We start from the raw sequence: 23776 nt of genomic DNA, 5'->3' as shown, positions 1-23776 counted from the left end.
CGAATCGACGGCGGTCTGAAACTCCGTCTCAACAGCGCGGTCTGCTGTAAGCCAGAAGTTGCGAATCCGATTTGAATTTCGCACGCCGATCATCCGGCATGCGCGATGATTGCTGCTTCGATCGCGCATCGCATCGCGCTATTCGCTGGCTATAATTGACGTCATTGCTCCGGAGAATCCCATGCTGTTTCGCTTTATGTGCGCTATTTTTCTTGGCTTGACGACGTTGCTGGCGCAAGCCGACGAAAAAGTGGCGCCGGTCGCACCGGTTGCCGATGCGAAACCGCCGCTCAAGGTGGCGTCGAAAGACGGCGTCAGCCTCGAAGATATCCGCCTGTTCACGACCGTGTTCAACCTCGTCAAGCAGGCGTATGTCGAGCCGGTCGATGACAAGACCTTGATGCAGGCGGCGATCCACGGCCTGCTCGCCGGGCTCGATCCGCACAGCGAATATCTCGAGTCCAAGGCGATGGAGGAACTCAGCGAGGATACCAACGGATCGTACGTCGGCCTCGGTGTGGAAGTGATGGCGAGCGAAGGTGCGCTGCGCGTGATTGCGCCGATCGACGACACGCCGGCGGCACGCGCGGGCATCAAGCCGGGCGATACCATCGTGCGTATCGACGGCAAGCTCATCACCTCGGAGAACGCCAGCCAGGCGGTCGACATGTTGCGCGGCAAGGCCGGCAGCGAGATCGTGCTGAGTGTGCTGCACGAAGGCGCGAGCGCGCCGCTGGAAATCAAGCTCGTGCGCGAAACGATTCGCGTCGCGAGTGTGCGCGGACGCATGCTCGATCCCGGTTACATGTATTTGCGCGTCGCGCAGTTTCAGTCCGATACCGGCGCCGAACTCAAGCGCATCGTCGCGCAACTCAAGCAGAAAAACGGCACGCCGCGCGGCGCGATTCTCGACCTGCGCAGCAATCCCGGTGGCTTGCTGACTGCGGCTGTGGAAATCAGCGACGCGTTCCTCGAAGATGGCGTGATCGTCACCACCAAGGGGCGATTGAAAGAAGCCGACCTGAGTTTCAGCGCGACCCCGGGCGATATGCTCGCCGGTGCGCCGCTGGTGGTGCTGGTGGATAACGGCACCGCCTCGGCCGCGGAGATCGTTTCCGGCGCGCTCAAGGATCATGGCCGCGCGCTGATCATGGGCCGGCGCACGTTCGGCAAAGGCTCGGTGCAGACCGTATTGCCGCTGGACGAATCGCATGCGGTAAAGCTCACCACCGCGCGTTATTACACGCCGAACGGCACGTCGATCCAGGGCACCGGAATCCTGCCGGACATTGAACTCGCCGATCTCAAGCTGACCGCGCGCAATGCGCCGGCCGCACTGATTTCCGGTGAGCGCGACCTGCCGCGCCACCTGAAAGGCGATCAGGAAAAACCCGACGTGGCGAAACCCGGCGATGCCGCACAAGCCGCGCGTGATCAACTCGATGACTACGCGCTGGGCGAGGCGTTGAACGTGCTCAAGAGCATGGCGTTCCAGCGCAAGCCGGTGATGCCAGCGGCACTTGAGAAAAAGGGTTAGGCATTGAGTCCTCGATTTCCACCTGTCTCGCGCTGAAATGACTAGCCTCATACTTGATAAGAGCTTTCCATCTGATTGGGCCGGTCTGTCCTCGAAGGACAGAGCCTTCTTCGATGGATTGCCCGCGGACTATCGTGCATTTTTAGATCAAACGAACGGCGGCTTTGTCCTTCGAGGATGCCCCGCCACGTTCACGATTGCCATAGACCGACGCCATGAAGGAAAGGTCGTCAGCACATCCCAAACTAGCGAGGTCGAGGAATTCTTTGCAATTATCCCGTCGTCAGATCGTCCCTACCTAGCGCAGTACGGTCAGGTGCCTGCATCACTGCTCCATGAGCATTGGGGAAGGCATGCCGACGAGGAGTTCTTACCCCTCAACGTGGTTGTCATTGCGAGCTGCACACAGAACTGCCTCTTGGCCTGCTCGCTGAACACCGATGATTACGGCACTATCTACTACTGGGAGTGGTACTGGCGTTACCCGTGGTTCTCCAAGTTCTTTGACGATCAGATCGCCAAGGCTCAAAGCAAATTTCATGACGTAGATACGATCTTGAGTGACGACAAGCATCCTCTGTATGCCAAGGCATTCAATGCATTGAATTACGCCACCTTGGTCAAAGTAGCCGATTCGTTCACTGAATTTCTGGGTAGCCTCACCGAGGCGTCAGAAGTCGATACCTAACCCTCCCTTCGAGAGGCTTGACTCGGTTTGCCGGAGCATGTTCTTTCGATGGAAGGCTATCTCCAATTGCTTTACCGTGAACAAGGAAGGGGCCATTGTGGAAGATTACAGGCGTCGATTGCTCTGGCACGGCATGCTGCTTTTTCTGCTCGGTCTACTCACTGGTTTTGTCGAACAGAAGTTCAATAATCCGCGCATGGGGCTTGCCGCACACCTGGAAGGGGTGATGAACGGAACCTTCCTTTTGGTGCTGGGCGCGGTCTGGATCGAGGTGCGGGCCGGCCCTCAGTTGAAGCGTGTGGCGTACTGGTGTGCGCTGTATGGCACGTACGTCAATTGGGCAGTGACCACGCTGGCGGCGATCTTTGGAACAGCCGCCTTGTCTCCGCTTACCGCGGCAGGCCACAGCGCCCCGCCTTGGCAAGAAGGCTTGGTGATGTTCGGCTTCAGCAGCGTCGGGGTAGCGATGGTTCTTTCTTCCGTCTTGGTTCTGTGGGGGTTGCGGCAACGCGCGATATCGTGAGCGTTGAGGCGCTTGCACGACTGCTTTTCGCAAGCATCAAGTGCCGTGAGTCAATTGCGCAATCGCCGCGCAATCGCGCCGCGTGACATCCACGCGAGCGCGATGCCGATCGCAAAACCGGCGATATGCGTCCACCACACCACGGTGCCGAATGCTGGGCCGACGTAGGTGAACAACAACTGCAGCACTATCCAGAATCCGATCAGCAGTGACGCCGGAATACGCACGAATTCGAGGAATAATCCGAGCGGCAATACCAGCCCGAGTCGAGCGCGCGGGAACAGTTCGACATATGCCCCGACGATCGCCGAGACCGCGCCGCTGGAGCCGATGATCGGCACGTTGGCACTCGCCAAAGTGAGCGCGCCGACCAAGTTGGCAAGTGCGCCGCCGAGCAGAAACAGGGTGAGGAATCGATACGCGCCAAGTGTGCGTTCCGCCGACAAGCCGAAGATCATCAGGAACAGCAAATTGCCGGTCAGATGCATCCAGTCGGCATGGATGAACAGCGAAGTGACCAGGCGCAGCGGGCGCAGTTCGATGAGCTGACGCAGCCACGGCACGCTGGTATCGAACAACGTCGCCGGCACAGTGCCCCAGCGCCGCAGCAGTTGCACTCGTTCATCCGGCGCAGCGCTGGCCAGCCATAGAAACACCAGCACGCAAACCAGGATGATTAGAATAGTCGCCCACGGCGGATGTGCGCGATGGCGGGTATCGACGCGGACGAACACTCTCAGATGCCGGTGCGCGGCACGGAGAAGATTTTCCCTTGGAATTCGAGCACGATATCGGTCGGGCGAATCTCGCGCACGGTAACGCCGCCTTCGATGCTGTCGCCCTCACCCTGATGCACGTTGTTGACCACGATAAAACGTTGCGCCGGATCGACCGCATACACGTGCATGCTGATCTTGATCGCGGGTAAGTCCTTGCGTACCGGGAACGGCAATTCGTAATACGCCTGAATGGGTTTTGCGTCGGGGTTCGCTGCGACGGCGGACGCTGGCGCTCGGATGTTATCCGGCGCGGCTGCGTTTGCGACATTTGCTGCAGTGGCAGTTGGTGCGGATGCGGTTGGCGGTGAGGTCGTCGGAGGCAACGGCTTGGCCGACGGCGGCGCAGCCCTCGCGGTCGGCGCCACGGGTACTGGCGCAACTGGCGTTGTTGTTGCTTTTGGTGGCGGTGCAGCGGTTGGCGCATTGGCCAGCGCTGTCGGCCTTCTTGAGTTTATTGCTATCGGCGGCGCAGCGGCCTTGTTTGTCGGTGCGGCAGCATTTGGGGCTGGTGATGTTGCTGCAGCAGCGGCACCCGTAGGCGGCGCCGCTCGATTCACGTTGGCGGATGTGGCAGGCGTGGTCGTCGCCGGAGATTGCACGGCAGAGGTGGCTGGCGTGCTTCCCTTGTTATGCGAGTGTTTGTATCTGTTGAACTGCCACAAGCCGATCAATGCCACCAGCACGATCGCAGCGATGATATACGGCAGCATATTGCGCCGCCGGCGTGTCGATACGATCGAGCTGCCCAAGGTCGGCGCCTGGCCGAGCTGGCGTTTTTCTTCGGACTTTTTCAGAGCATCAAGAATCAGCGACATGAGTCATGGGTTCCACTAAAAACGGGTTGCGAATAACCGGATAACGCCGCTCACCGCGAGCGCAGTTTACATCCGGTCGATACAGGAGCGTTGCCGCGTTCGGCGCGGGCGCAAATGAGCGACATGCGGGTGCGCGATTCAATCGACATTGCGCACCAGATGCGGGCCGGTTTCGTCCAGCGCCGACAGCGCCAGCAGGGTTTCCGGCCCGATAATGCCATCGGCGCTGATACTGTAGGCCTGCTGCAATTTGCGGATGCGTTCTTCCAGCGCGGCATCGAAATAGGCCGGGCCGATATCGGCTTGTTTGCCGCCATCGAGCCGGCTCAGTTGATCCTTGACCCACGCGATACCCGGGCCGGTGTCGCCTTTTTTCAGCGCCAGTGGCACGTTCGATGGCAGGCGCCAGATCGCGATGAATTCACCCGGCCAGAATTGCGCCAGGGTTTGTTTGTCGAGATCAAAATGGCTGCCGGCAAAATCCAGCCGCACGCGTTGTTTGCTCGTGCCGCTGAGCAGCGCGGTGGCGTGGGCGCCGTCATTTTCCAGCAGCAACAGCAGCGGGCGATCGAAGCGCGCCAGTTGTTCAAGCGTGCCATGGCCGTGCAAGCAATCGATGCCGGGCGCGATCGTCGTCGGACAGCGTGTGGCTTCTTTCACCGATGCGATTTCGGCCGAAGTGATCTGCCAGCGCGACAGCAATTGCATCCACGCATTGATATCGGCGTCGGGTGTTTGCTTGAGCGCGCGACTGAAAGCGTTCAGCCGTTCGGCATCGTCGTTGACCGGCTCGCTGATCGCCGCGGCCGCAGGTGGCGGAGTGACGATCGGCGCCGAATGCAGTTGTTCGCGCGCGATCAGGCCGATGCCAAGCGCGAACAGCAAGGTGGCGCCGCCAGCCAGCCAGCGCCATTGCCGGCGCAGGAAATTACGCGGTGTGCCGGGCAGCGTTTCTTTCGCGGCGCGATTGACCAGACGTTCGCCGATCGATTCCTGTTCGTGGGCAAATCCGGCCATCAACGCTCGATCGGCGATGATGTTGATCAGGCGTGGCACGCCATGCGAATGTCGATACAAGGCACGCAATCCGAGCCGTGAAAACGGATTGCGTGCGCCGCCGCCGACGGCGATGCGATGCCGTACATACGCCTCGGTTTCGACCGCGTTCAACGGCGTGAGGTGATAGCGCGCAGTGATGCGCTGCGCGAGCTGGCGCAGCTCGGGTTGCGCCAGCACCACGCGCAATTCGGGCTGGCCGAGCAGCACGATCTGCAACAGTTTTTGCGTCGGTGTTTCCAGATTCGTCAGCAGGCGCACTTGCTCCAGCGCATCGTTCGACAGGTTCTGCGCCTCGTCGATGATCACGACGACGCGCAGGCCTTCGGAAAACGCCTGCAGCAGATAACGGTTCAGCGCATCGACCAGCTCTTTCAGGCTGCGCCGCGCGTGGCTGACATCGAGATGCAGATCCTCGCAGATTGCCTCGACCAGCTCGACCGGCGACAGGCGCGGATTCAAAATCAAGGCGACACGCACTTGATCGGGCAAACTCTCCAGCACGAGGCGCGACAATGTCGTTTTGCCCGTGCCGACCTCGCCGGTAAGCTGCACAAAACCGCTGCTGCCGCCCTGACCGATGCCGTACAAAAGATGCGCGAGCCCGTCGCGGTGGCGATCGCTCAAAAAAACGAATCGCGGATCCGGCGTGATCGAAAAAGGCGCTTCCTTGAGGCCGTAGTAGGCGAGATACATGGGGTTAGTGTAGTCATCCGCAGCGATTTTTGTTCGGTCTTGCCGCATCTGGCGATTATCGGCGAGGATTCGCAGGCATTCGCCAAACGATCGAACGCTTCAACAAAAGCGATGGCGCAGGTTATGGATGCTTATCTCTGCGCGAAGTTTCGTAAATCGGTCTGCGTTGTACGGGATGCGGCATCCGGGCAGCGCTTAATGCGCCACCCGCATGCCGAAGATTACGCCCCGAGCGTCAGCAAACTCGCATTGCCGCCCGCCGCGGTGGTGTTCACTGTGAGCGTGCGTTCGGTGGTGAAGCGCAGCATGTAGTGCGGGCCGCCGGCTTTCGGGCCGGTGCCGGACAGGCCTTCGCCGCCGAACGGCTGCACGCCGACCACCGCGCCGATCTGGTTACGATTGACGTAGCAGTTGCCGACTTTCACGCGGCGCGAAATCTGTTCGATGGTCGAGTCGATGCGGCTGTGGATGCCCAGCGTGAGGCCGTAACCGCTGGCGTTGATCTGGTCGATCACGGCGTCGAGATCCTTCGCCTTGAAACGCAGCACATGCAGGATCGGGCCGAAAACTTCGCGTGTGAGTGTCGATAGCGCCTTGATCTCGTAGGCGCGCGGCGCGAAGAATGTGCCGTTGCTCGTGGTATCGCTGAGCGCCAAGGTCTTGATCGAGCGCGCTTCGCGATCCATGCGTTCGGCGTGCGCGATCAGAATTTTGCGCGCGTCCTCGTCGATCACCGGGCCGACATCGGTCGAAAGCAAACCCGGATCGCCGACTACGAGTTCGTCCATCGCACCGGCCAGCATGGTCATGACCTTGTCGGCGATGTCGTCCTGCACGAACAATACGCGCAGGCACGAGCAGCGTTGTCCGGCGGCACCGAAGCTCGATGCAATCGCATCCTTGACCAGTTGTTCGGGCAGCGCCGAAGAATCGGCGATCAGCGCATTCTGGCCACCGGTTTCGGCGATCAGCGGTGCGATCGCGGCGTCGCGCGCGGCCAGCGTGCGGTTGATCAAACGCGCGGTTTCGGTCGAGCCGGTGAAGGCGACGCCGGCGACACGTGCATCTTTTGTGAGCGCCGCGCCGACCGTGGCGCCATCGCCCGGCAGCAGTTGCAACACCGCCGCCGGCACACCGGCTTCATGCAGCAACTGCGTGGCGCGGAGCGCAATCAGATTGGTCTGCTCGGCCGGCTTGGCAATTACGCTGTTACCGGCGGCGAGCGCTGCGGCGATCTGTCCGGCGAAAATCGCCAGCGGAAAATTCCACGGACTGATGCAGACGAACACACCGCGACCATGCAGGAACAGCTGATTCGATTCGCCGGTCGGGCCGGGCAGAGTTTCCGGCTGCGCCAGAAGTTTGCGTGCCTGCGCGGCGTAATACCGATAAAAATCCACGGCCTCGCGCACTTCGGCGACTGCATCGGGAATAGTCTTGCCGGCTTCGCGCACGCACAGCGCGATCAGTTCGGCGCGATTGGCTTCGAGCAGGTCGGCGCCATGTTCGAGAATCTTCGCGCGTGATGCGGCGGGCAGGCGATCCCATTCCGGCTGCGCCGCAACTGCGTTCACGAGCGCTTGTTCGACGGTGGCGCTGTCGGCAGGTTGCCATTCGCCAACGGCTCGACGGCGATCGGACGGATCGGTGACCGCGATGCTCGCAGCAGCAGATTTTGCACCCGGCACCAACGGCGTTGCACGCCACGGTTTGATCGCCGCATTCACGGCGTCGCTAAGGGATTTGAGTTCGTTGTCGTTGGCCAGATTGATGCCCATGGAATTTTTCCGGGATTCGCCGTACAGGTTGATCGGTTGCGGGATGCGCGGATGCGCTTTCGATTCGAAGCCGCGCACAACTTCGCACGGATCGGCGACGAGGTCGCGAATCGGCGTGTTTTCATCGACGATGCGATTGACGAACGATGTGTTGGCCCCGTTTTCGAGCAGGCGGCGCACGAGGTAGGGCAACAGATCTTCATGGCTGCCGACCGGCGCATACACGCGGCACGGAATGTTCAGATGTTTCTCGCCGACTACTTCATCGTACAAATCCGCGCCCATGCCGTGCAGACGCTGGAACTCGAATGGCCGGCCTTTCGCGTAATGATGAATCGCCGCGATCGTGTGCGCGTTGTGGGTGGCGAACTGCGGATAAAACAGCTCGCCGTAGTCGAACAAACGACGCGCGCAGGCGAGATAGCTGACATCGGTATTCGGCTTGCGCGTGAACACCGGATAGTCGCTGTGACCATCGACTTGCGCGCGCTTCACTTCGGAATCCCAGTAAGCGCCCTTGACCAGACGCGTGCACCAGCGTCGTCCGGTTTTCTGCGCTTGCGCTGCGAGCCAGTCGATCACGAACATCGCTCGTTTCTGATACGCCTGCACGGCGAGACCGAAACCGTTCCAACCGGCGAGCGAGGGGTGCGCAAACACTTCGGCGAGAATTTCCAGCGACAGTTCGAGCCGATCGGCTTCTTCCGCATCCACAGTCATGCCGATGCCGCGCTGCATCGCGAGCTGCGCGAGTTCGAGAATTTTCGGCGTGAGTTCGGCCAGCACGCGCGCACGTTTCGCGACTTCGTAGCGCGGATGCAGCGCCGAAAGCTTGACCGAAATACTCGGTGCATCGATCACGCTCGCATACGGGCCACGTGCGCCGATCGCGTTGATCGCATCCTTGTAGGCTTTGAAATAACGTTCGGCATCAGGCGCGGTGAGTGCTGCTTCACCGAGCATGTCGAACGAATAACGATACGCGCGATTGTCCTTGTCGCGCGAACGCGTCAGCGCTTCTTCGATAGTGCGGCCCATCACGAACTGGTGACCCATGATGCGCATCGCCTGGCGCACTGCAAGGCGCACGACCGGCTCGCCGCTGCGCGAAACCAAGCGTTTCAGCGCGCCGGTGAAGTTGCGCTGCGTTTCGTCGCCGAGCGAGACCAGTTTGCCGGTCAGCATCAAACCCCAGGTCGAGGCGTTGACGAACAACGACGAGCTTTTGCCGAGATGCGATCCCCAGTCGGCGTCGCCGAGTTTGTCGGAGATGAGTTTGTCGGCGGTGGCCTTGTCCGGAATGCGCAGCAGCGCCTCGGCCACACACATCAGCAGCACGCCTTCCTCGCTGGAAAGATCGTATTCGCGCATGAACGATTCGACCGCGCTCTGCTGATCGGCTTTGGCGCGCACGCGGGCGACCAGTTCGGCGGCGCGCGCGAGCACGAGTTCGCGCTCCGGCGCGGGCAGACTGGTCTGCGCCAGCAGCTCGTTGACGATTTCGGTTTCGTTGCGACAATATGCCGCAGTCATGTGCGCGGTGATGCTATCCGGCGCAGGCGGAAGTTCGGGGGCGATGATACTGGGGGTCACAACAGCCTCGGCAATGCTCGAAGGCGCGCCACGGCTGGCTTGCAGCTACCAGCGCGTGATGCGAAGCCCGCTAGTGTAGTGAGTGCGAAGGTGCGCGCCAATAGCCGTTGCCGCCGCAGCAGCCAAAGCGAGGCTCAGGCAATCCGACGCTGGAAATTTTCCGTCGGAGTATGGCATTCAGTTCGGCATCGACGTGCGAGCGTGAATATCCGGCATGCATTGGTAAATTTACTGCACATCGACCGATTCGCGGCGAGTAAAACTTGCCCGCGCCTACCCGAAAACACTATGATTGACGGGTTATAAAGCATGCGATGGCGATGATCGAGCAGGCTACCGTAGCGACTGCAGGCACCGAAGTGGCGCTGATAGTGCTGCCGAATCGCTCGTTGACGCGCAACGGCATGTTCTGGTTTGCCGCGTTGCAAACCTCGACGATGCTGGCGGTCGCGGTCTATAGCGCGTTCAAGGGCAACATATTTGCACCGTTGTTTGCGCTACTCGAAGCGGGATGGGTCGGTTATTGTTTGCGACTGGTCTGGCGACGCAGCGCTGGCGGCGAAGTAATCAGTTTCAGTGCCGATGCGGTCGAAGTGACACGCATTGGCGCAGTACAAGGGCCGGTGGCACGTTTCAACCCGCATTGGATGCGAGTGAATCTGCAACCCGGTGAACGACGTAACAGCCGCACGCGATTGCTGCTCGAATCGCATGGACGCAGGATAGAAATTGGTGCTTTTCTAGCGGACGACGAGCGCAAGGCGCTTGCATTACGCCTGACGAAATTGCTGGCAGGCGCGACTTCGGTCGACGTCGGCTGACGGATAATTTGATTAAGACGGTGATGGCAATGAAATCTGCTTCGATGTCGCAATGGGGTGTGAGTGCGGCGCTGCTCACACTCAGCAATCTGGTTTTTGCTGCTGGCCCACAGCCGTGGCAGCTCAACATGACCGAAGGTGCGACCGAAATTTCGCACGAGGTCTATCGCATGCACATGATGGCGTTCATCGTCTGCTGCGTGATCGGCGTGATCGTATTCGGCGCGATGATCTATGCGATGTTCAAATTCCGCAAATCCAAGGGCGCCGTTGCCGCCACCTGGAGCCACAACACCAAGGCCGAGATCATCTGGACGATCACGCCAATCGTCATCCTGATCGCGATGGCGTTGCCGGCCACCAATGTGCTGGTCAACATGGCCTATACCAACGATTCGCCAATGACAATCAAGGTCACGGGCTATCAGTGGAAATGGCGTTACGACTATGTCGATTACAACGGCGCCAATCCGGGCATCCATTTTCTGTCGAAGCTCGATGGCCTGAGCGATCGCACGCGTCAGCTCGGTTCGGGACTCGATCCGAATGCGGTCAAGACTGGCGACGAGAACACCTATCTGCTGAACGTCGACAAGCCGCTGGTGGTGCCGACCGACGTCAAGATCCGCTTCGTGGTGACTGCCGATGACGTGATCCACTCATGGTGGGTGCCGGCGCTCGGTTGGAAGTCCGATGCGATCCCCGGCATCATCAACGACGCTTGGACCAATATCCACGAGCCCGGTATTTATCGCGGCCAGTGCGCCGAGTTGTGCGGTCAGGATCACGGTTTCATGCCGATCGTGGTGAAGGCTGTACCCAAGGCCGAGTTCGAAAAATGGCTGGCCGAACAGCAAGCCGCGGACAAGGCGGCAGCCGCTCCTACAGCGCCAGCCGCGGCGGCCACCGGCACGCCGGATAATGGCGGTCACGGTTAACCGGCTTCGCGCGTAACTCGATCAATATCACGCTCTGACAACAGATTCGATTTTTAGAGGCACACGTTATGGCTACCCACGCCGCTTCGCACGACGATCATCACGACGACCACGAGCACCACGCGCCTGCGGGTTTTTTCGCGCGCTGGTTCATGAGCACCAACCACAAGGATATCGGTACGCTGTACCTGGTATTCGCGTTGGTGATGTTCTTTATCGGTGGCAGCATGGCGATGGTAATCCGCGCCGAGTTGTTCAAGCCCGGCCTGCAACTGGTGCAACCGTATTTCTTCAACCAGATGACCACGGTGCATGCGCTGGTGATGATCTTCGGTGCGGTCATGCCGGCGTTCGTCGGCCTCGCCAACTGGATGATCCCGCTCATGGTCGGCGCGCCTGACATGGCGCTGCCACGCATGAACAACTGGTCGTTCTGGATCATGCCGTTTGCGTTCACCTTGTTGCTCGGCACGTTCTTCATGCCGGGTGGCGCACCGGCCGGCGGCTGGACGATGTATCCGCCACTCGCCTTGCAAGGCGGCGCGAGCACGGCGTTCATGATTTTTGCCATCCACATGATGGGCATCAGCTCGATCATGGGCGCGATCAACATCATCGCGACGATCCTCAACATGCGCGCGCCAGGCATGGATCTGCTGAAGATGCCGATGTTCGTGTGGTCGTGGCTGATCACCGCGTTCCTGCTGATCGCAGTGATGCCGGTGCTCGCGGGTGCGGTGACGATGTTGCTGACCGATAAATTCTTCGGCACAAGTTTCTTCAATGCCGCCGGTGGCGGCGATCCGGTGATGTTCCAGCACATCTTCTGGTTCTTCGGCCATCCCGAGGTCTACATCATGATTCTGCCGGCGTTCGGCATCGTCTCGGAAATCATCCCAACTTTCGCGCGCAAGCCGCTGTTCGGCTACACCGCGATGGTGTACGCGATTGCGTCGATCGCGTTCCTGTCGTTCATCGTCTGGGCGCACCACATGTTCACCGTGGGCCTGCCGCTGGGCGGCGAAATCTTCTTCATGTATTCGACCATGCTGATCGCGATCCCGACTGGCGTGAAAGTATTCAATTGGGTCTCGACGATGTGGAAAGGTTCGATGACCTTCGAGACGCCGATGCTGTTCGCGATCGGCTTCGTCATCATGTTCACGATCGGCGGATTTTCGGGCCTCATGCTCGCGATCGTGCCGGCGGATTTCCAATATCACGATACGTACTTTGTGGTCGCGCATTTCCATTACGTGCTTGTCACCGGCGCGATCTTCGGCATCATGGCCGGTGCGTATTACTGGTTGCCGAAATGGACCGGCCACATGTACAACGAGACGCTCGGCAAATGGCATTTCTGGACCTCGACCGTGTTCGTTAACGTGCTGTTTTTTCCGCAGCATTTCCTCGGTCTGGCCGGCATGCCGCGCCGTATTCCGGACTACAACGTCGCGTTCGCGGATTTCAACATGATTTCCTCGATCGGCGGTTTTGCGTTCGGTCTGTCGCAGCTGCTGTTTGTCGCCGGCATCATCATCTGCGTACGTGGCGGAGCGAAAGCGACATCGCAAGTCTGGGAAGGTGCGCTGGGCCTGGAGTGGACCGTGCCTTCGCCGGCGCCGCATCACACTTTCACCATCCCGCCGGTCATCGACGATCACACCTTGGCGCACGGTGACATTACGCATTGATCAAACATTATTCCGTCGCGACGTTGTGCCATCTGTATCACTTCGCGGTGAAATCTCGACATGCCAAGCCCCTCCGATCCTCGTTTTGATCCTGCCGCACGTCGTGCGGCAGCGCGTCGTACCGCGCTGATTCTCGGCGCCGTCGCGCTGACGATCTTTTGCCTGTTCCTGTACAAGGGCATGGGCGGATGAGCGAGGAAAAAGGCAATAGCCGCAGCTTGCTGCGCGTCGCGGTGATCGTTTGCGCGTGCACGTTCCTGTTCGGTTTTGCGCTCGTGCCGATCTATCGCATCGCGTGTGTGCATGTGTTCGGCATCAAGCTCGACAACGCCGCGGCCACGCAGGCCAAGGTCGATGCGTTGAAGGAAGACGATACGCGCCTCGTCACGGTGCAGTTTCTCGGCACCGTCAACAGCAAACTCGACTGGGATTTTTCGCCCGAAGTCACAACCATGAAAGTGCATCCGGGCAAGCTCACCGAAGCTTGGTTTGATGCCACCAACAAAGAGCCGACGGCCATTGTCGGCAACGCCGTACCCAGCGTTGCGCCGAATACCGCATCGCTGTATTTCAACAAGACCGAGTGTTTCTGTTTCACCGAGCAGATGCTGAAGTCTGGTGAATCGCGACGCATGCCGGTGCGTTTCATCGTTGATCCGAAACTGCCGCAGAACATCGCAACGATCACGCTGTCGTATACTTTCTATAATAACGAACTGGCAACGAAGAAAGTCGTGGAGCATGCCGCTCCCGCGCTGACTCCGGCCTCTTAAACTATTTGCACTGAAGATTCAGGAATCGATCCCATGGCGCACGCAGCAGACGCGAAAAACATCTACTACATACCGCACGGCAGTCATTGGCCGATCATCGGTTCGGTCGGTCTGTTCGCCACCATGTTCGGCGCGGCGAGCTGGATCAACGACAGCGCCGCGCTCGGCAAGCCGCTGTTCTATTTTGGCATCGCGATTTTGATCTTCATGGTGTTCGGCTGGTTCCGCAGCGTGATCGGAGAATCGCTCCAGGGCATGTACAACAAGCAGGTCGATGTGTCGTTCCGCATGGGCATGATGTGGTTCATCTTCTCCGAGATCATGTTCTTCGCTGCATTCTTCGGTGCGCTATTTTACGCACGCTCGTTGTCGGTGCCTTGGATCGGCGGCGAAGGCGATGGCGCGCTGACCAATTATTTCCTGTGGAAGGGATATGCACCGGCGTGGCCGACCAATGGTCCGGCGGCAATCGGCGGTGTGTTCGAAACGATTCCCGCGTGGGGCGTGCCGCTGATCAATACCCTGATCCTGCTCACTTCCGGCGTCACCATCACGATTGCACATCACGCGCTGCGCGCCGGTTATCGCAAGCAGTTACTCGTGTTTCTTGGCGCCACCGTGCTGCTCGGCGCGACCTTCCTGTGGTATCAGGCGCATGAATATATCGAGGCCTACACCGAGCTGCATCTGACCCTCGGCAGCGGCGTGTACGGATCGACGTTTTTCATGCTGACCGGCTTCCACGGCCTGCATGTGACGCTCGGTACGATCATGCTCGCAGTGATCTGGTTCCGCTGTCTCAAGGGTCATTTCAGCAAGGACGATCACTTCGGTTTTGAAGCGGTCGCCTGGTACTGGCACTTCGTCGACGTGGTGTGGCTTGGATTGTTCATGTTCGTTTACGTGCTCTGATAAAAAATCAGCGCTCGAACACGTTACGAATAATAAATCGACGCAAAATATGCCGTCACCCCAGCCTGCGCTGGGATGACGGCATGGTTGGTTGTTATGCGTGAGCGACGTGGAAACCGGAAACGGTCTCAATGCCCCAGATCATGTGGACGAATCACGCCGGTATAGATGCCGAGCATCACCAGCAGGATCAGCGCTACCGATAACGCGATACGACGCGTCAGCGCCTTCATGGTGCGATCGGTTTTGCCCTTGTCGGTCATCATGAAATACAACCCGGCGCCGAGGTTGTAAATGATCACGACCAGAAAGGCGACGATGGCAAGTTTGGTAAGCATGGCGATTTCCGAAAGCCGCAGCGCCTGATCTAGGGCGTTGATTGACGGCGGTTAAGCAAGACAGGTGGCGCTTTTTGCTGGCGCCGTGACGTGATTTCCCTGGTGATTATAGGCGTCCCCGCAGTGTCTGTAACGAAGCGTTGGCATCGGCCTTCCGCGTTTGCACTACTGCTGACGTTGGCGGGTATCGGTACGTTTGTCTGGCTCGGTCTCTGGCAGCTCGATCGCGGTCGCGAAAAAGATGCGTTGCTGTTGGCATTCCAGACTGCAGCCGCCGCGCAAGTGACTGAATTTGCCGCCGCAAAAGATCTGCGCGATACGACGGTTTATCCGCATCTGCGTGTGTCCGGAAAATTCGATCAGCAGCATGTCTATCTGCTCGACAACCAGCCGCGTGGCAGTGCGATCGGTGTCGAAGTATTCGTGCCGTTCAAGGTTGCCGGAGAATCGCGCAGCCTGTTGGTCAATCGCGGTTGGCTGGCCTGGCCGGCGAATCGTCACGAGCTGCCGGAATTGCCGCCCCTGCCCGAAGGTGAGATCGAGCTGCACGGTATTTACGCGCCGATTTCTGGTGGCGGCATTCATCTCGGTGGCAATTCGTTGCCGACACAAACACACTGGCCCAAGCTCACAATTTTCATGGATGCCGATGCGATCGCGGCGGATCTCGGCGACGTATTATTGCCACGTCAGTTGCTGCTCGATGCCGATGCGAACAGCGGTTTTGTGCGCGAATGGATACCGACCTTCATGGCGCCGGAACGGCATCGCGCTTATGCGTTTCAATGGTTCACCTTCGCTCTCGTCGCGCTCGTGATCTTCGCCAAACTGCATTGGCGCTGAGCCATCGCTGCACTGCTGCTTACTCGATACTACGGAAATAACCGCAATGGATAAACGTACAAAAAGTCGCCTGCAACTCGTGCTGGTCGCCGCCATTTTTGCCGCGCCGCTGCTTATCGCGCTGGCGCTCAATCAGGCCGGCTGGCGTCCGCACGGCACGCGCAATTTCGGCGAGCTGGTAACGCCGCCGCAGGATATGAACAGCACGCATCCGCAGCAAACGGATGGCGGCGCTTTCGTCTGGCACGATACGCGCTGGCAATGGACGCTGCTCGCGGTGGCGAGCAACAGCTGTGAAAACCAGTGCCTTGCGCAACTCGATCTGCTGCATCGCGCGCGACTGACCCTCAACCAGAATTCCGATCGCGTGCGGCTGGTGTATTCCGGGCCGGCCTTGCCGGCCGCGGCGCTCGAGCAATTGCGTCCGATCACGCTTATCAACGACACCGATCAGGCCTTCGCTGCGTGGCGCGCAAACACGCCAGATACGCTCGCCGCGGCGCTGGTCGATCCGAGCGGATTCCTCATGCTGCGTTACACTGCCGGCTTCGACGCCAACGGGCTCAAGAAAGACCTCACGCGGCTAATCCACTGATCGCAACAACAGCTCGTGTGTCGCTGCAATCGGTGCTTTCATTTTCCCATTCCCCCTTCAAGCATCTCGCAAAATAATGACTGTTGTTCGTCTCGCCGGATTCGCCCGCCTCGCTTGGTTCGCCACCGCGTTCGCGTTTTGTGTGATCGTGTTCGGCGCGTTTGTGCGCTTGTCGAACGCCGGTCTCAGTTGCCCCGATTGGCCGACCTGCTACGGCAAACTCACGTGGCCGACGCACCAAGTTGATATCGCCGCGGCGAATCAGGATTTCCCGGAACGCCCGGTCGAGTCGAACAAGGCGTGGCGTGAGCAGGGCCATCGTTTTCTTGCTGGCGGATTGGTGCTCACGACCTTCTTCCTCGCCGGCTGGGCAATCGTGCGGCGGCGCGATCTCGGTGGCCTGATGTGGGTGCCGCTGGTCGCTGCGGTGTTCATCGTGTTCCAGGCCGCACTCGGCATGTGGACGGTCACGTGGTTGCTCAAGCCGATCGTCGTGCTGGCGCATTTGCTCGGTGGACTGACGACGTTTTCGCTGCTCGCCTACACCGCGATTCGCGCCAGCGATCCGCCGTCTTTGTATGGCGATGGCGGGCCGAAACTACGTCGTCTCGTGATCGTCGGGATCGTGTTACTCGCGTGCCAGATTGCACTTGGTGGCTGGACCAGCGCCAACTACGCGGCACTCGCCTGCGGCACGGACTTTCCCAAATGCCTCGACCAATGGTGGCCCGGCACTGACTTCCGCGAGGCCTTTGTGTTGTGGCGCGGCGTCGGCGTGAACTACGAAGGCGGTGTCCTCGACGGTGCCGCACGCACCGCAATCCAGATGACACATCGCATCGGCGCCGTGCTGGTATTCGGCCATCTGCTGATGCTGTCGATCTTCGCGCTACGCCGACACATTGCGCTCGGCGCGTGGGTGGCCGGACTGCTGTTGTTACAGATCGGACTCGGCATCAGCAATGTCGTCTACGCCTTGCCGCTACCGGTCGCGACTGCGCACAACGCCGTTGCTGCGGCGTTGTTGTTCACGTTGCTGATGCTGCTCGCACGACTGCGCCCGAGCCGTTTGTCATGACGCTCCGCGCACCCAACAACTTCGACTCGAATCTGCCGCCATGCCATCGCTAGCCCGCTCCTATTTCGCACTGACCAAACCGCGCGTCGTGGCGCTGATCGTATTCACTGCGATCATCGGCATGTTCCTCGCGGTGCCCGGCATGGTGCCGTGGCGTCCGCTGGTGTTCGGCACGCTGGGCATCTGGCTCGCGGCGGCATCGGCGGCGGCGATCAATCATCTGATCGATCAGCGCATCGATATCCTCATGGCGCGCACTTCGCAGCGGCCATTGCCGCAGGGTCAGCTTTCGTCGCGTCAGGTCTTGGTATTTGCCGTGGTGCTAGGTGCGCTGTCGATGCTGATTCTGGTGCTGTGGGTGAATGTGTTGACCGCGCTGCTGACGTTCGCCTCGCTGATCGGTTACGCCATCGTCTACACCGGATTTCTGAAACGCGCGACACCGCAGAACATCGTCATCGGCGGCGCTGCTGGTGCTGCGCCGCCGGTGCTCGGCTGGGCCGCAGTGACCGGGCACGTGCACCCATACGCGCTGCTGCTGTGCCTGATTATTTTTGTCTGGACGCCACCGCATTTCTGGGCGCTGGCGATTTTCCGTCGTGACGACTATTCGCGTGCGCAGGTGCCGATGTTGCCGGTCACGCATGGCGTCGAATATACGCGCTGGCATATTTTGTATTACACCGTGCTGCTGTTCATCGTCACCCTGCTGCCGTACTTGACCGGCATGAGCGGGCTGTTTTATCTCGGCGGTGCAGTGGTGCTCGGCGCCGGATTTTTGTATTACGCGATCGTGCTGCTGAATCCGCCGAGCGAGTTGTTCGCGATGAAGGTGTTCAACTATTCGATCATCTATCTGATGGCCTTATTCGCGTTTTTGCTGGTCGATCATTACCTCGATGTGCCAGCATTGCAGCACGCCGTTATGCCGTTGCAGCGCGTGGGCTGATCAAGGTATTCGAAACCGCTGCTTGCTCCCTACATTTTCTCAGGAGAAAACCATGTCCAGCATCTACGATTTCAGCGCCAAGACCATCGATGGCGATGAGCAATCCCTCGCTGCCTACAAAGGCAAAACCGTGCTGATCGTCAACGTCGCGAGCAAGTGTGGATTCACGCCGCAATACACCGGGCTCGAAGCGCTGTACAAAAAATATCGGGATCAAGGATTGGTTGTACTCGGATTTCCGTGCGACCAGTTCGGCCATCAGGAGCCCGGCGACGAAGCCGAAATCAAGAACTTCTGCGCGCTGACCTACGAAGTGGATTTCCCGATGTTCGCCAAGATCGACGTCAACGGCGAAAAAACCCATCCGCTGTACAAATTTCTCAAGAGCGAAGGCAAGGGATTTCTCGGTACCGAATCAGTGAAGTGGAACTTCACCAAGTTCCTCATCGACAAGAACGGTCACGTTGTCAAACGCTACGCGCCAACCGATAAACCCGAGAAGATCGAAAAAGAAATCGCACCGATGCTTTAAGCGCACCGCGTAGCTCACGCAAATATTTTTGCAGGCGCTCGGATGGTTTTTCGATCAGCGTTTTATTGCGACAAGCGGAGTTTGCAACTCATTTGATCACTCGGTTGTCGGGCCGGCGATTTGAAGTCCCTTTTCCGGCGCGTTGAAATCAAAGGCCGCGCGGTAGCTCGTGGTATTGGCGTGCTGTGCCTGCGGGTCGTACGTGGATCTGAAATATTCGAATGTGCAACTTTGTGGAGAGCATACACTTGACCCTCCTCCTTCGATGTCTTCCCAACAAGACAGGATGTGCGCCGACTGCGCGGCTATCACGCCGGAGTCGCGGACGTGCAGCCAGACCAGGTAGCCTTCCAAGCCTGCGCCACAATGACCATTCGGGTTCCTCTGATTGGAGATATACGAGTGTTCAATCAGCAGGTAGCGATCCGCTCCATGCAACAGATCGGCGTGAACGATTCCGTCATCAATCTCATAAGCCCCAACGCTCGCAGCACAGCTGAAGATCTGATTGATTTTTCCGGCGTGAATCGAAAATTTGCAGGTGTCCGCCGGCGCCGGGGTTTTAACATCTGCAGCCTGCGCAGATGATGCCAAGGCCAGCATGACAAGAATGAAGAAGTGGGTTTTCATATCGGCACATCCGTTCTACCTGATTCAAACTCTTGCCATGCCGCGGCGCAAAAGAAGGCGTTGCCACAACGAAGTCAGGCACTGCGCTTGAGCTTGCGCCGCTTGAAATCGAGCAACACTTCGCGCGCGGCATTGTGTCCCGGCGCGCCAGTCACGCCGCCGCCGGGGTGCGTGCCGGCGCCGCACATGTACAGACCTGGCAGCGGGCCGCGGTAGTCGGCGTGGCCGAGCATCGGGCGTGCGGAAAACAGCTGATTCAGATCAAGCTGGCCGTGGAAAATATCGCCACCGATCAGACCGAAAGTGCGCTCCAGATCGAGCGGACTCATGATCTGTCGACCGAGCACCGACGCCTTGAAATTCGGCGCATGCTGGTTCACGGTTTCGATCATCAGATCGGCCACGGTATCGCGGTGATCGTCCCAGCTCGCGCCGTTCGGTAGCGTGGGGGCGACGTGCTGACAGAATAGGCTCGCGACATGCTGGCCGTGCGGCGAGAGCGTGTCATCGAGCGTCGAGGGAATCAGCATTTCGACGATCGGCTGTTTCGACCAGCCGCCGCTGCGCGCATCGACAAACGCTTGCTCCATGTAGCCGAGGCTCGGCGCGATGATGATGCCGGCGGTGTGATGTTCGGCGAGTCCGCGCCCGGGCAGCACGTTGAAATCCGGCAATTCGGACAGCGCGACGTTCATGCGGAACGTACCCGAGCCGCAGCGCCAGTTGCCGATGCGCTCGCGGAAATCCTGCGGCAATACGCCGGGATCGATGAGCTGGCCGTACAATAATTTCGGATTGAGATTGGAAATGATCGCGGAGGCGCGCAGCGATTCGCCCGCGCTTGTGACCACGCCAACCGCGCGGCCTTGTTCGACGATGACTTCGCGCACGCCAGCACCGATGCGAATCTCGGCGCCGAGTTCGCTCGCGGATTTCGCCATCGCCTGCGTGATCGCGCCCATGCCGCCGATGGCGTGGCCCCACGTGCCTTTTTTGCCGTTCACTTCGCCGAACACATGATGCATCAGCACGTAGGCCGAACCTGGCGTGTACGGGCTGGCGTAGTTGCCGACGATGCCATCGAAGCCGTAGGCCGCCTTGATCGGCGCGCTTTCAAACCAGCCGTCGAGATAATCGCCGGCGGATTTCGCGAACATGTCGAGCATCTCGCGCTGCAGTTCGATACCGAGTTTGCCGACTCGTTTGCCGAGCCGCCCGAGCTTGAACAATTCCGGCAATGCCGCGAGCCAGCCGCCTTGGATCGCGTTCGGCGGTGTCTGCAAAACCAGGTCGCGCAATACATCGGCGACGGCATCGAGACGCGTGGCATAAGCATCAAGTCGCTCGGCATCGCGCACCGAAAATTTCGCGACTTCCTGTGCGGTTTTGCCCGCGCCGATCTTCAGATATTGGTTATCCGGCAACGGCAGAAAATTCGCCAGTTGGCGTTCGACCACACGCAAGCCGTGGCGTTCGAGTTCGAGATCGCGCACGACTTTCGGATTCAGCAGCGACACCGTATACGCCGCGACCGAGTTACGAAATCCCGGATGGAATTCTTCCGTTACCGCGGCGCCGCCGACGACATCGCGGCGTTCGAGCACGATCACCTTGAGTCCGGCTTTCGCGAGATACGCGGCGCATACTAGGCCGTTGTGACCGCCGCCGATGATGATGACGTCGTATGTCGAAGTGGATTTCATTTGGCGCCCGCAGGGTTGTTATTGCGATTGTTGAGCAGCGCGCGCAGCTCGTGCATTTCATCCGCGCTCAGCGAGGATTCCGTGCTTTTTTTCTGTAGTTCGTCGCGGCGCTGATGTTCGGTCTGGCGATTCAGTTTGCCGAGGGTTTCGAGAAAAATCGCGCACGTCATTTCGGCGTCGCCTGGAATTTCCTCGACGGCGAGTTTGCGCAACGCGGCGGCTTCGCTGCGCTCGGAAAAATGTTCGAGCACGGCGCCCGTGCTGATGTCCGGGCGCGCGCGGCACAACGTTATGAGTTCGACCAGCAACGGAATGCCGGGCTGGCGCAGCGCGGCGAAAATCGTCGGCGGCTGGATCGCCATCGCACATGCGGGCTGCTGCACCAAAGTGGTGATCGCGCTGCGCACGAGGCTGCGTTCTGGCGCACGCGCGCCGCTGCGCAGGGATTTTTCCATGCGTTGCGGCGCCGGCTTGTAGATACCATCGGGAGTTTCGCCCTTGGCGATCAGCACGCGATCCTCAAGCAAAGCCTGCGCGCCGTCACGCACCGCGTGGTGGGTTCTCGCCAGGCCAGGCCACGAGATCGCGGTTTTCTCGACCAGCACTTCCTGCATGCGATCCTTGAATGCGCCATCCGGTATCGACTCGATCAGCGCCTTGCATTTTTCTGCGAGCCGCGAGCGGCCATCGGTGGTTCCGAGATTGGTTTCGCTTTCCTGATGCGCGAAAAAGAATTCCGATAGCGGCGTCGCATTCGCGAGGCGTTGTTCAAAACCCGGCGTGCCTTCCGTGCGCACCAGCGAATCGGGATCTTCGCCATCGGGCAAAAACAGAAAAAATGCCTGGCGCCCGTCGCGCATGCGCGGCAACACCGATTCGACCGCGCGCCATGCCGCGCTGCGTCCGGCGCGATCACCGTCGAAACAGAAAAACACATCGGCCGAATTGCGAAACAGCAACTCGGCATGTTCGCGCGTGGTCGCCGTGCCGAGCGTCGCCACAGCTTGCGTGATGCCGTGCTGGAACAGCGCGATCACATCCATATAGCCTTCGACCACGATCAGCCGCGCGATCTTGGCATTGGCCTGACGCACATGCCACAACGCGAACAACTGCTGACCCTTGTGGAACAGCGGCGTCTCGGGCGAGTTCAAATATTTCGGCGTGCCGTCGCCGAGCACACGGCCGCCGAACGCGATCACGCGGCCGCGCCGATCGTGAATCGGAAACATCACGCGGTCACGAAAGCGGTCGTACGTCGAACCTTTTTCGCCATTGATCAGCATGCCGCCTTTTTCGAGCAGCGCGAGGCGTGGCGGTGTGGTGCCGAGCGCGGATTTCAGTGCGCCCCATTCGTCCGGCGCAAAACCCAGACCGAAGCGCGTGATGGTGTCGGCATCGAGTCCGCGGCTGGCGAAATACGCACAGGCTTTTTCGCTGCGCGGCAATTCACGCTGGTAGAACTTCGCCGAAGCGTCCATCAGCGTATACAGATCGCCGCTGTCGGACGATGTTTGCGGGGCACGTTTGTTGCCACCCTCGTATGGCACGGTGAGGCCGGCGCGCGTTGCGAGTTCCTCGACCGCATCGACGAATTCGAGGCGGTCGTAATCCATCAGAAATTTGATCGCGCTGCCGTGTGCGCCGCAGCCGAAACAGTGGAAAAACTGTTTAGCCGGACTGACCGTGAACGATGGTGAGCGCTCATCGTGGAACGGACAACGCGCCGAATAATCGCGTCCGGCCTTGCGCAACGGCACGCGCTGCTCGATCACATCGACGATGTCGATACGAGTCAGCAGTTCATCGATGAAGTTGTCGGGGATGCGGCCGGCCATGACTTGTTAGCATGCCACAGAGTGATATTTTCTGTGCGCAAAACGGCGATTCGCCGCTACGCACGCGGGTTTGATTTCAGCGCGACAGAAACGCAAAAAGCCGCTGGTGAGCGGCTTCGCGTAAACATCCCGCGGATGTTCGACTCAGTACAACTAGCCCAGTGCCGCGAGCTTGGTCTTGATGATGTCGGACAATTTGCCCATATCGGCACGCCCGGCGACCTTGGGTTTTACCAGACCCATGACCTTGCCCATGTCCTTGGCGCTGGTCGCACCGGACTCGACTATCGATGCCGCGATGATCTCGTCTACCTCGGCCGCGGAGAGTTGCGCCGGCAGGTAGGTTTGGATCACGCCGATTTCGTAATTCTCGACGGCTGACAAATCGCCGCGACCGGCGGCATCGAACTGGCTGACCGAATCACGCCGCTGCTTGAGCATTTTTTCGAGGATGGCGAGCACCTGGGTGTCGTCAACCTCGATGCGCTCATCGACTTCACGCTGCTTGATGGCAGCGTTGACCAGCCGAATGACGCCCAGGCGATCTTTTTCGCCCGCGCGCATGGCGGCTTTCATGTCCTCGAAGAGGCGAGCTTTCAGCGTCATGGTGATCGGCTCCGCTTCCAATAGTGCCTTTTCAGGCGCGCTTGAAACTGGCGGAGCCAAG

At 59.6% G+C, this 23776-nt stretch carries 22 protein-coding genes and 1 pseudogene; 14 read left to right on the top strand and 9 right to left on the bottom strand.

Annotated elements, in window-relative coordinates:
• Window positions 1-181: 181 nt before the first annotated feature.
• The 3 genes from ELE36_RS18580 to ELE36_RS18570 are packed head-to-tail and all read left to right on the top strand — an operon-like array spanning window position 182 to window position 2748.
• Window positions 182-1537, top strand: coding sequence for a S41 family peptidase (locus ELE36_RS18580; protein WP_129835956.1), 1356 nt, complete (start codon window positions 182-184; stop codon window positions 1535-1537).
• A gap of 37 nt (window positions 1538-1574) precedes the next feature.
• Window positions 1575-2225 (top strand): SMI1/KNR4 family protein, encoded by a 651-nt coding sequence (locus ELE36_RS18575; RefSeq protein ID WP_129835954.1) that lies wholly within the window; start codon window positions 1575-1577, stop codon window positions 2223-2225.
• Between the two features lie 37 nt (window positions 2226-2262).
• On the top strand, window positions 2263-2748 hold the full coding sequence (locus ELE36_RS18570; RefSeq protein WP_207215818.1) for a styrene oxide isomerase: 486 nt from the start codon (window positions 2263-2265) through the stop codon (window positions 2746-2748).
• A 50-nt stretch (window positions 2749-2798) separates the two neighbouring features.
• Here the strand turns inward: ELE36_RS18570 and ELE36_RS18565 are convergent, their stop codons facing one another.
• The 4 genes from ELE36_RS18565 to putA all read right to left on the bottom strand — a co-directional run bounded on the left by ELE36_RS18565 (window position 2799) and on the right by putA (window position 9465).
• Window positions 2799-3482, bottom strand: a complete 684-nt coding sequence (locus tag ELE36_RS18565; protein ID WP_129835952.1) for a rhomboid family intramembrane serine protease — start codon at window positions 3480-3482, stop codon at window positions 2799-2801.
• A 2-nt stretch (window positions 3483-3484) separates the two neighbouring features.
• The gene (locus ELE36_RS18560; protein WP_129835950.1) at window positions 3485-4342 is read right to left on the bottom strand and encodes a general secretion pathway protein GspB; all 858 of its coding nucleotides are present in this window, start codon (window positions 4340-4342) and stop codon (window positions 3485-3487) included.
• Between the two features lie 138 nt (window positions 4343-4480).
• On the bottom strand, window positions 4481-6094 hold the full coding sequence (locus ELE36_RS18555) for an ExeA family protein (RefSeq protein WP_165371689.1): 1614 nt from the start codon (window positions 6092-6094) through the stop codon (window positions 4481-4483).
• Between the two features lie 221 nt (window positions 6095-6315).
• Window positions 6316-9465 carry a bifunctional proline dehydrogenase/L-glutamate gamma-semialdehyde dehydrogenase PutA gene (putA, locus tag ELE36_RS18550; protein ID WP_129835946.1) on the bottom strand — a complete coding sequence of 1050 codons (3150 nt, stop codon included), beginning with the start codon at window positions 9463-9465 and terminating at the stop codon, window positions 6316-6318.
• Window positions 9466-9785: 320 nt separating this feature from the next.
• Between putA and ELE36_RS18545 the strand changes: the two genes are divergently transcribed.
• The 6 genes from ELE36_RS18545 (at window position 9786) to ELE36_RS18525 (ending at window position 14603) form a co-directional block, all read left to right on the top strand.
• A complete protein-coding gene (locus ELE36_RS18545) occupies window positions 9786-10286 on the top strand; it encodes a DUF2244 domain-containing protein (RefSeq protein WP_165371688.1) in 501 nt (166 codons plus the stop codon).
• Window positions 10287-10315: 29 nt separating this feature from the next.
• Window positions 10316-11224 carry a cytochrome c oxidase subunit II gene (gene coxB / locus ELE36_RS18540; protein ID WP_129835942.1) on the top strand — a complete coding sequence of 303 codons (909 nt, stop codon included), beginning with the start codon at window positions 10316-10318 and terminating at the stop codon, window positions 11222-11224.
• A 68-nt stretch (window positions 11225-11292) separates the two neighbouring features.
• Window positions 11293-12918, top strand: coding sequence for a cytochrome c oxidase subunit I (gene ctaD, locus ELE36_RS18535; RefSeq protein WP_129835940.1), 1626 nt, complete (start codon window positions 11293-11295; stop codon window positions 12916-12918).
• 60 nt (window positions 12919-12978) lie between these two features.
• Window positions 12979-13110 (top strand): hypothetical protein, encoded by a 132-nt coding sequence (locus ELE36_RS21055; protein WP_277987058.1) that lies wholly within the window; start codon window positions 12979-12981, stop codon window positions 13108-13110.
• Entirely contained in the window at window positions 13107-13691 is a 585-nt protein-coding gene (locus ELE36_RS18530) for a cytochrome c oxidase assembly protein (protein WP_129835938.1), read from the top strand. Before ELE36_RS21055 ends, ELE36_RS18530 begins: the two co-directional genes overlap by 4 nt.
• A 33-nt stretch (window positions 13692-13724) precedes the next feature.
• A complete protein-coding gene (locus tag ELE36_RS18525) occupies window positions 13725-14603 on the top strand; it encodes a cytochrome c oxidase subunit 3 (RefSeq protein ID WP_129835936.1) in 879 nt (292 codons plus the stop codon).
• 128 nt (window positions 14604-14731) lie between these two features.
• Here the strand turns inward: ELE36_RS18525 and ELE36_RS18520 are convergent, their stop codons facing one another.
• Window positions 14732-14941, bottom strand: coding sequence for a twin transmembrane helix small protein (locus tag ELE36_RS18520; RefSeq protein ID WP_129835934.1), 210 nt, complete (start codon window positions 14939-14941; stop codon window positions 14732-14734).
• Between the two features lie 123 nt (window positions 14942-15064).
• On the opposite strand from ELE36_RS18520, the gene ELE36_RS18515 reads away from it, so the two are divergent.
• From ELE36_RS18515 to ELE36_RS18495, 5 genes and pseudogenes are all read left to right on the top strand, one after another.
• Window positions 15065-15784 (top strand): SURF1 family protein, encoded by a 720-nt coding sequence (locus ELE36_RS18515; RefSeq protein WP_165371687.1) that lies wholly within the window; start codon window positions 15065-15067, stop codon window positions 15782-15784.
• 46 nt (window positions 15785-15830) lie between these two features.
• Complete coding sequence (locus ELE36_RS18510) at window positions 15831-16379, top strand: hypothetical protein (RefSeq protein ID WP_129835930.1); 549 nt, start codon at window positions 15831-15833, stop codon at window positions 16377-16379.
• Window positions 16380-16455: 76 nt separating this feature from the next.
• A complete protein-coding gene (locus tag ELE36_RS18505; RefSeq protein ID WP_129835928.1) occupies window positions 16456-17457 on the top strand; it encodes a COX15/CtaA family protein in 1002 nt (333 codons plus the stop codon).
• Window positions 17458-17482: 25 nt separating this feature from the next.
• Window positions 17483-18406: pseudogene (gene cyoE, locus ELE36_RS18500) on the top strand (heme o synthase); the annotation flags it as partial.
• A gap of 52 nt (window positions 18407-18458) precedes the next feature.
• Window positions 18459-18938 (top strand): glutathione peroxidase, encoded by a 480-nt coding sequence (locus tag ELE36_RS18495; RefSeq protein ID WP_129835924.1) that lies wholly within the window; start codon window positions 18459-18461, stop codon window positions 18936-18938.
• Window positions 18939-19034: 96 nt separating this feature from the next.
• On the opposite strand, the gene ELE36_RS18490 is transcribed toward ELE36_RS18495, so the two are convergent.
• The 4 genes from ELE36_RS18490 to ELE36_RS18475 form a co-directional block, all read right to left on the bottom strand.
• Window positions 19035-19568, bottom strand: a complete 534-nt coding sequence (locus tag ELE36_RS18490; RefSeq protein ID WP_129835922.1) for a hypothetical protein — start codon at window positions 19566-19568, stop codon at window positions 19035-19037.
• Between the two features lie 74 nt (window positions 19569-19642).
• On the bottom strand, window positions 19643-21271 hold the full coding sequence (locus ELE36_RS18485; protein WP_129835920.1) for a phytoene desaturase family protein: 1629 nt from the start codon (window positions 21269-21271) through the stop codon (window positions 19643-19645).
• Window positions 21268-23109, bottom strand: a complete 1842-nt coding sequence (dnaG, locus tag ELE36_RS18480) for a DNA primase (RefSeq protein ID WP_129835918.1) — start codon at window positions 23107-23109, stop codon at window positions 21268-21270. Before dnaG ends, ELE36_RS18485 begins: the two co-directional genes overlap by 4 nt.
• Window positions 23110-23262: 153 nt before the next feature.
• Window positions 23263-23715, bottom strand: coding sequence for a GatB/YqeY domain-containing protein (locus ELE36_RS18475; protein WP_129835916.1), 453 nt, complete (start codon window positions 23713-23715; stop codon window positions 23263-23265).
• Between the last annotated feature and the right edge of the window lie 61 nt (window positions 23716-23776).

It is taken from the genome of Pseudolysobacter antarcticus (genome assembly GCF_004168365.1).
GTDB classification, from domain to species: domain Bacteria; phylum Pseudomonadota; class Gammaproteobacteria; order Xanthomonadales; family Rhodanobacteraceae; genus Pseudolysobacter; species Pseudolysobacter antarcticus.
This window is presented reverse-complemented; position numbering and strand designations above follow the sequence as displayed.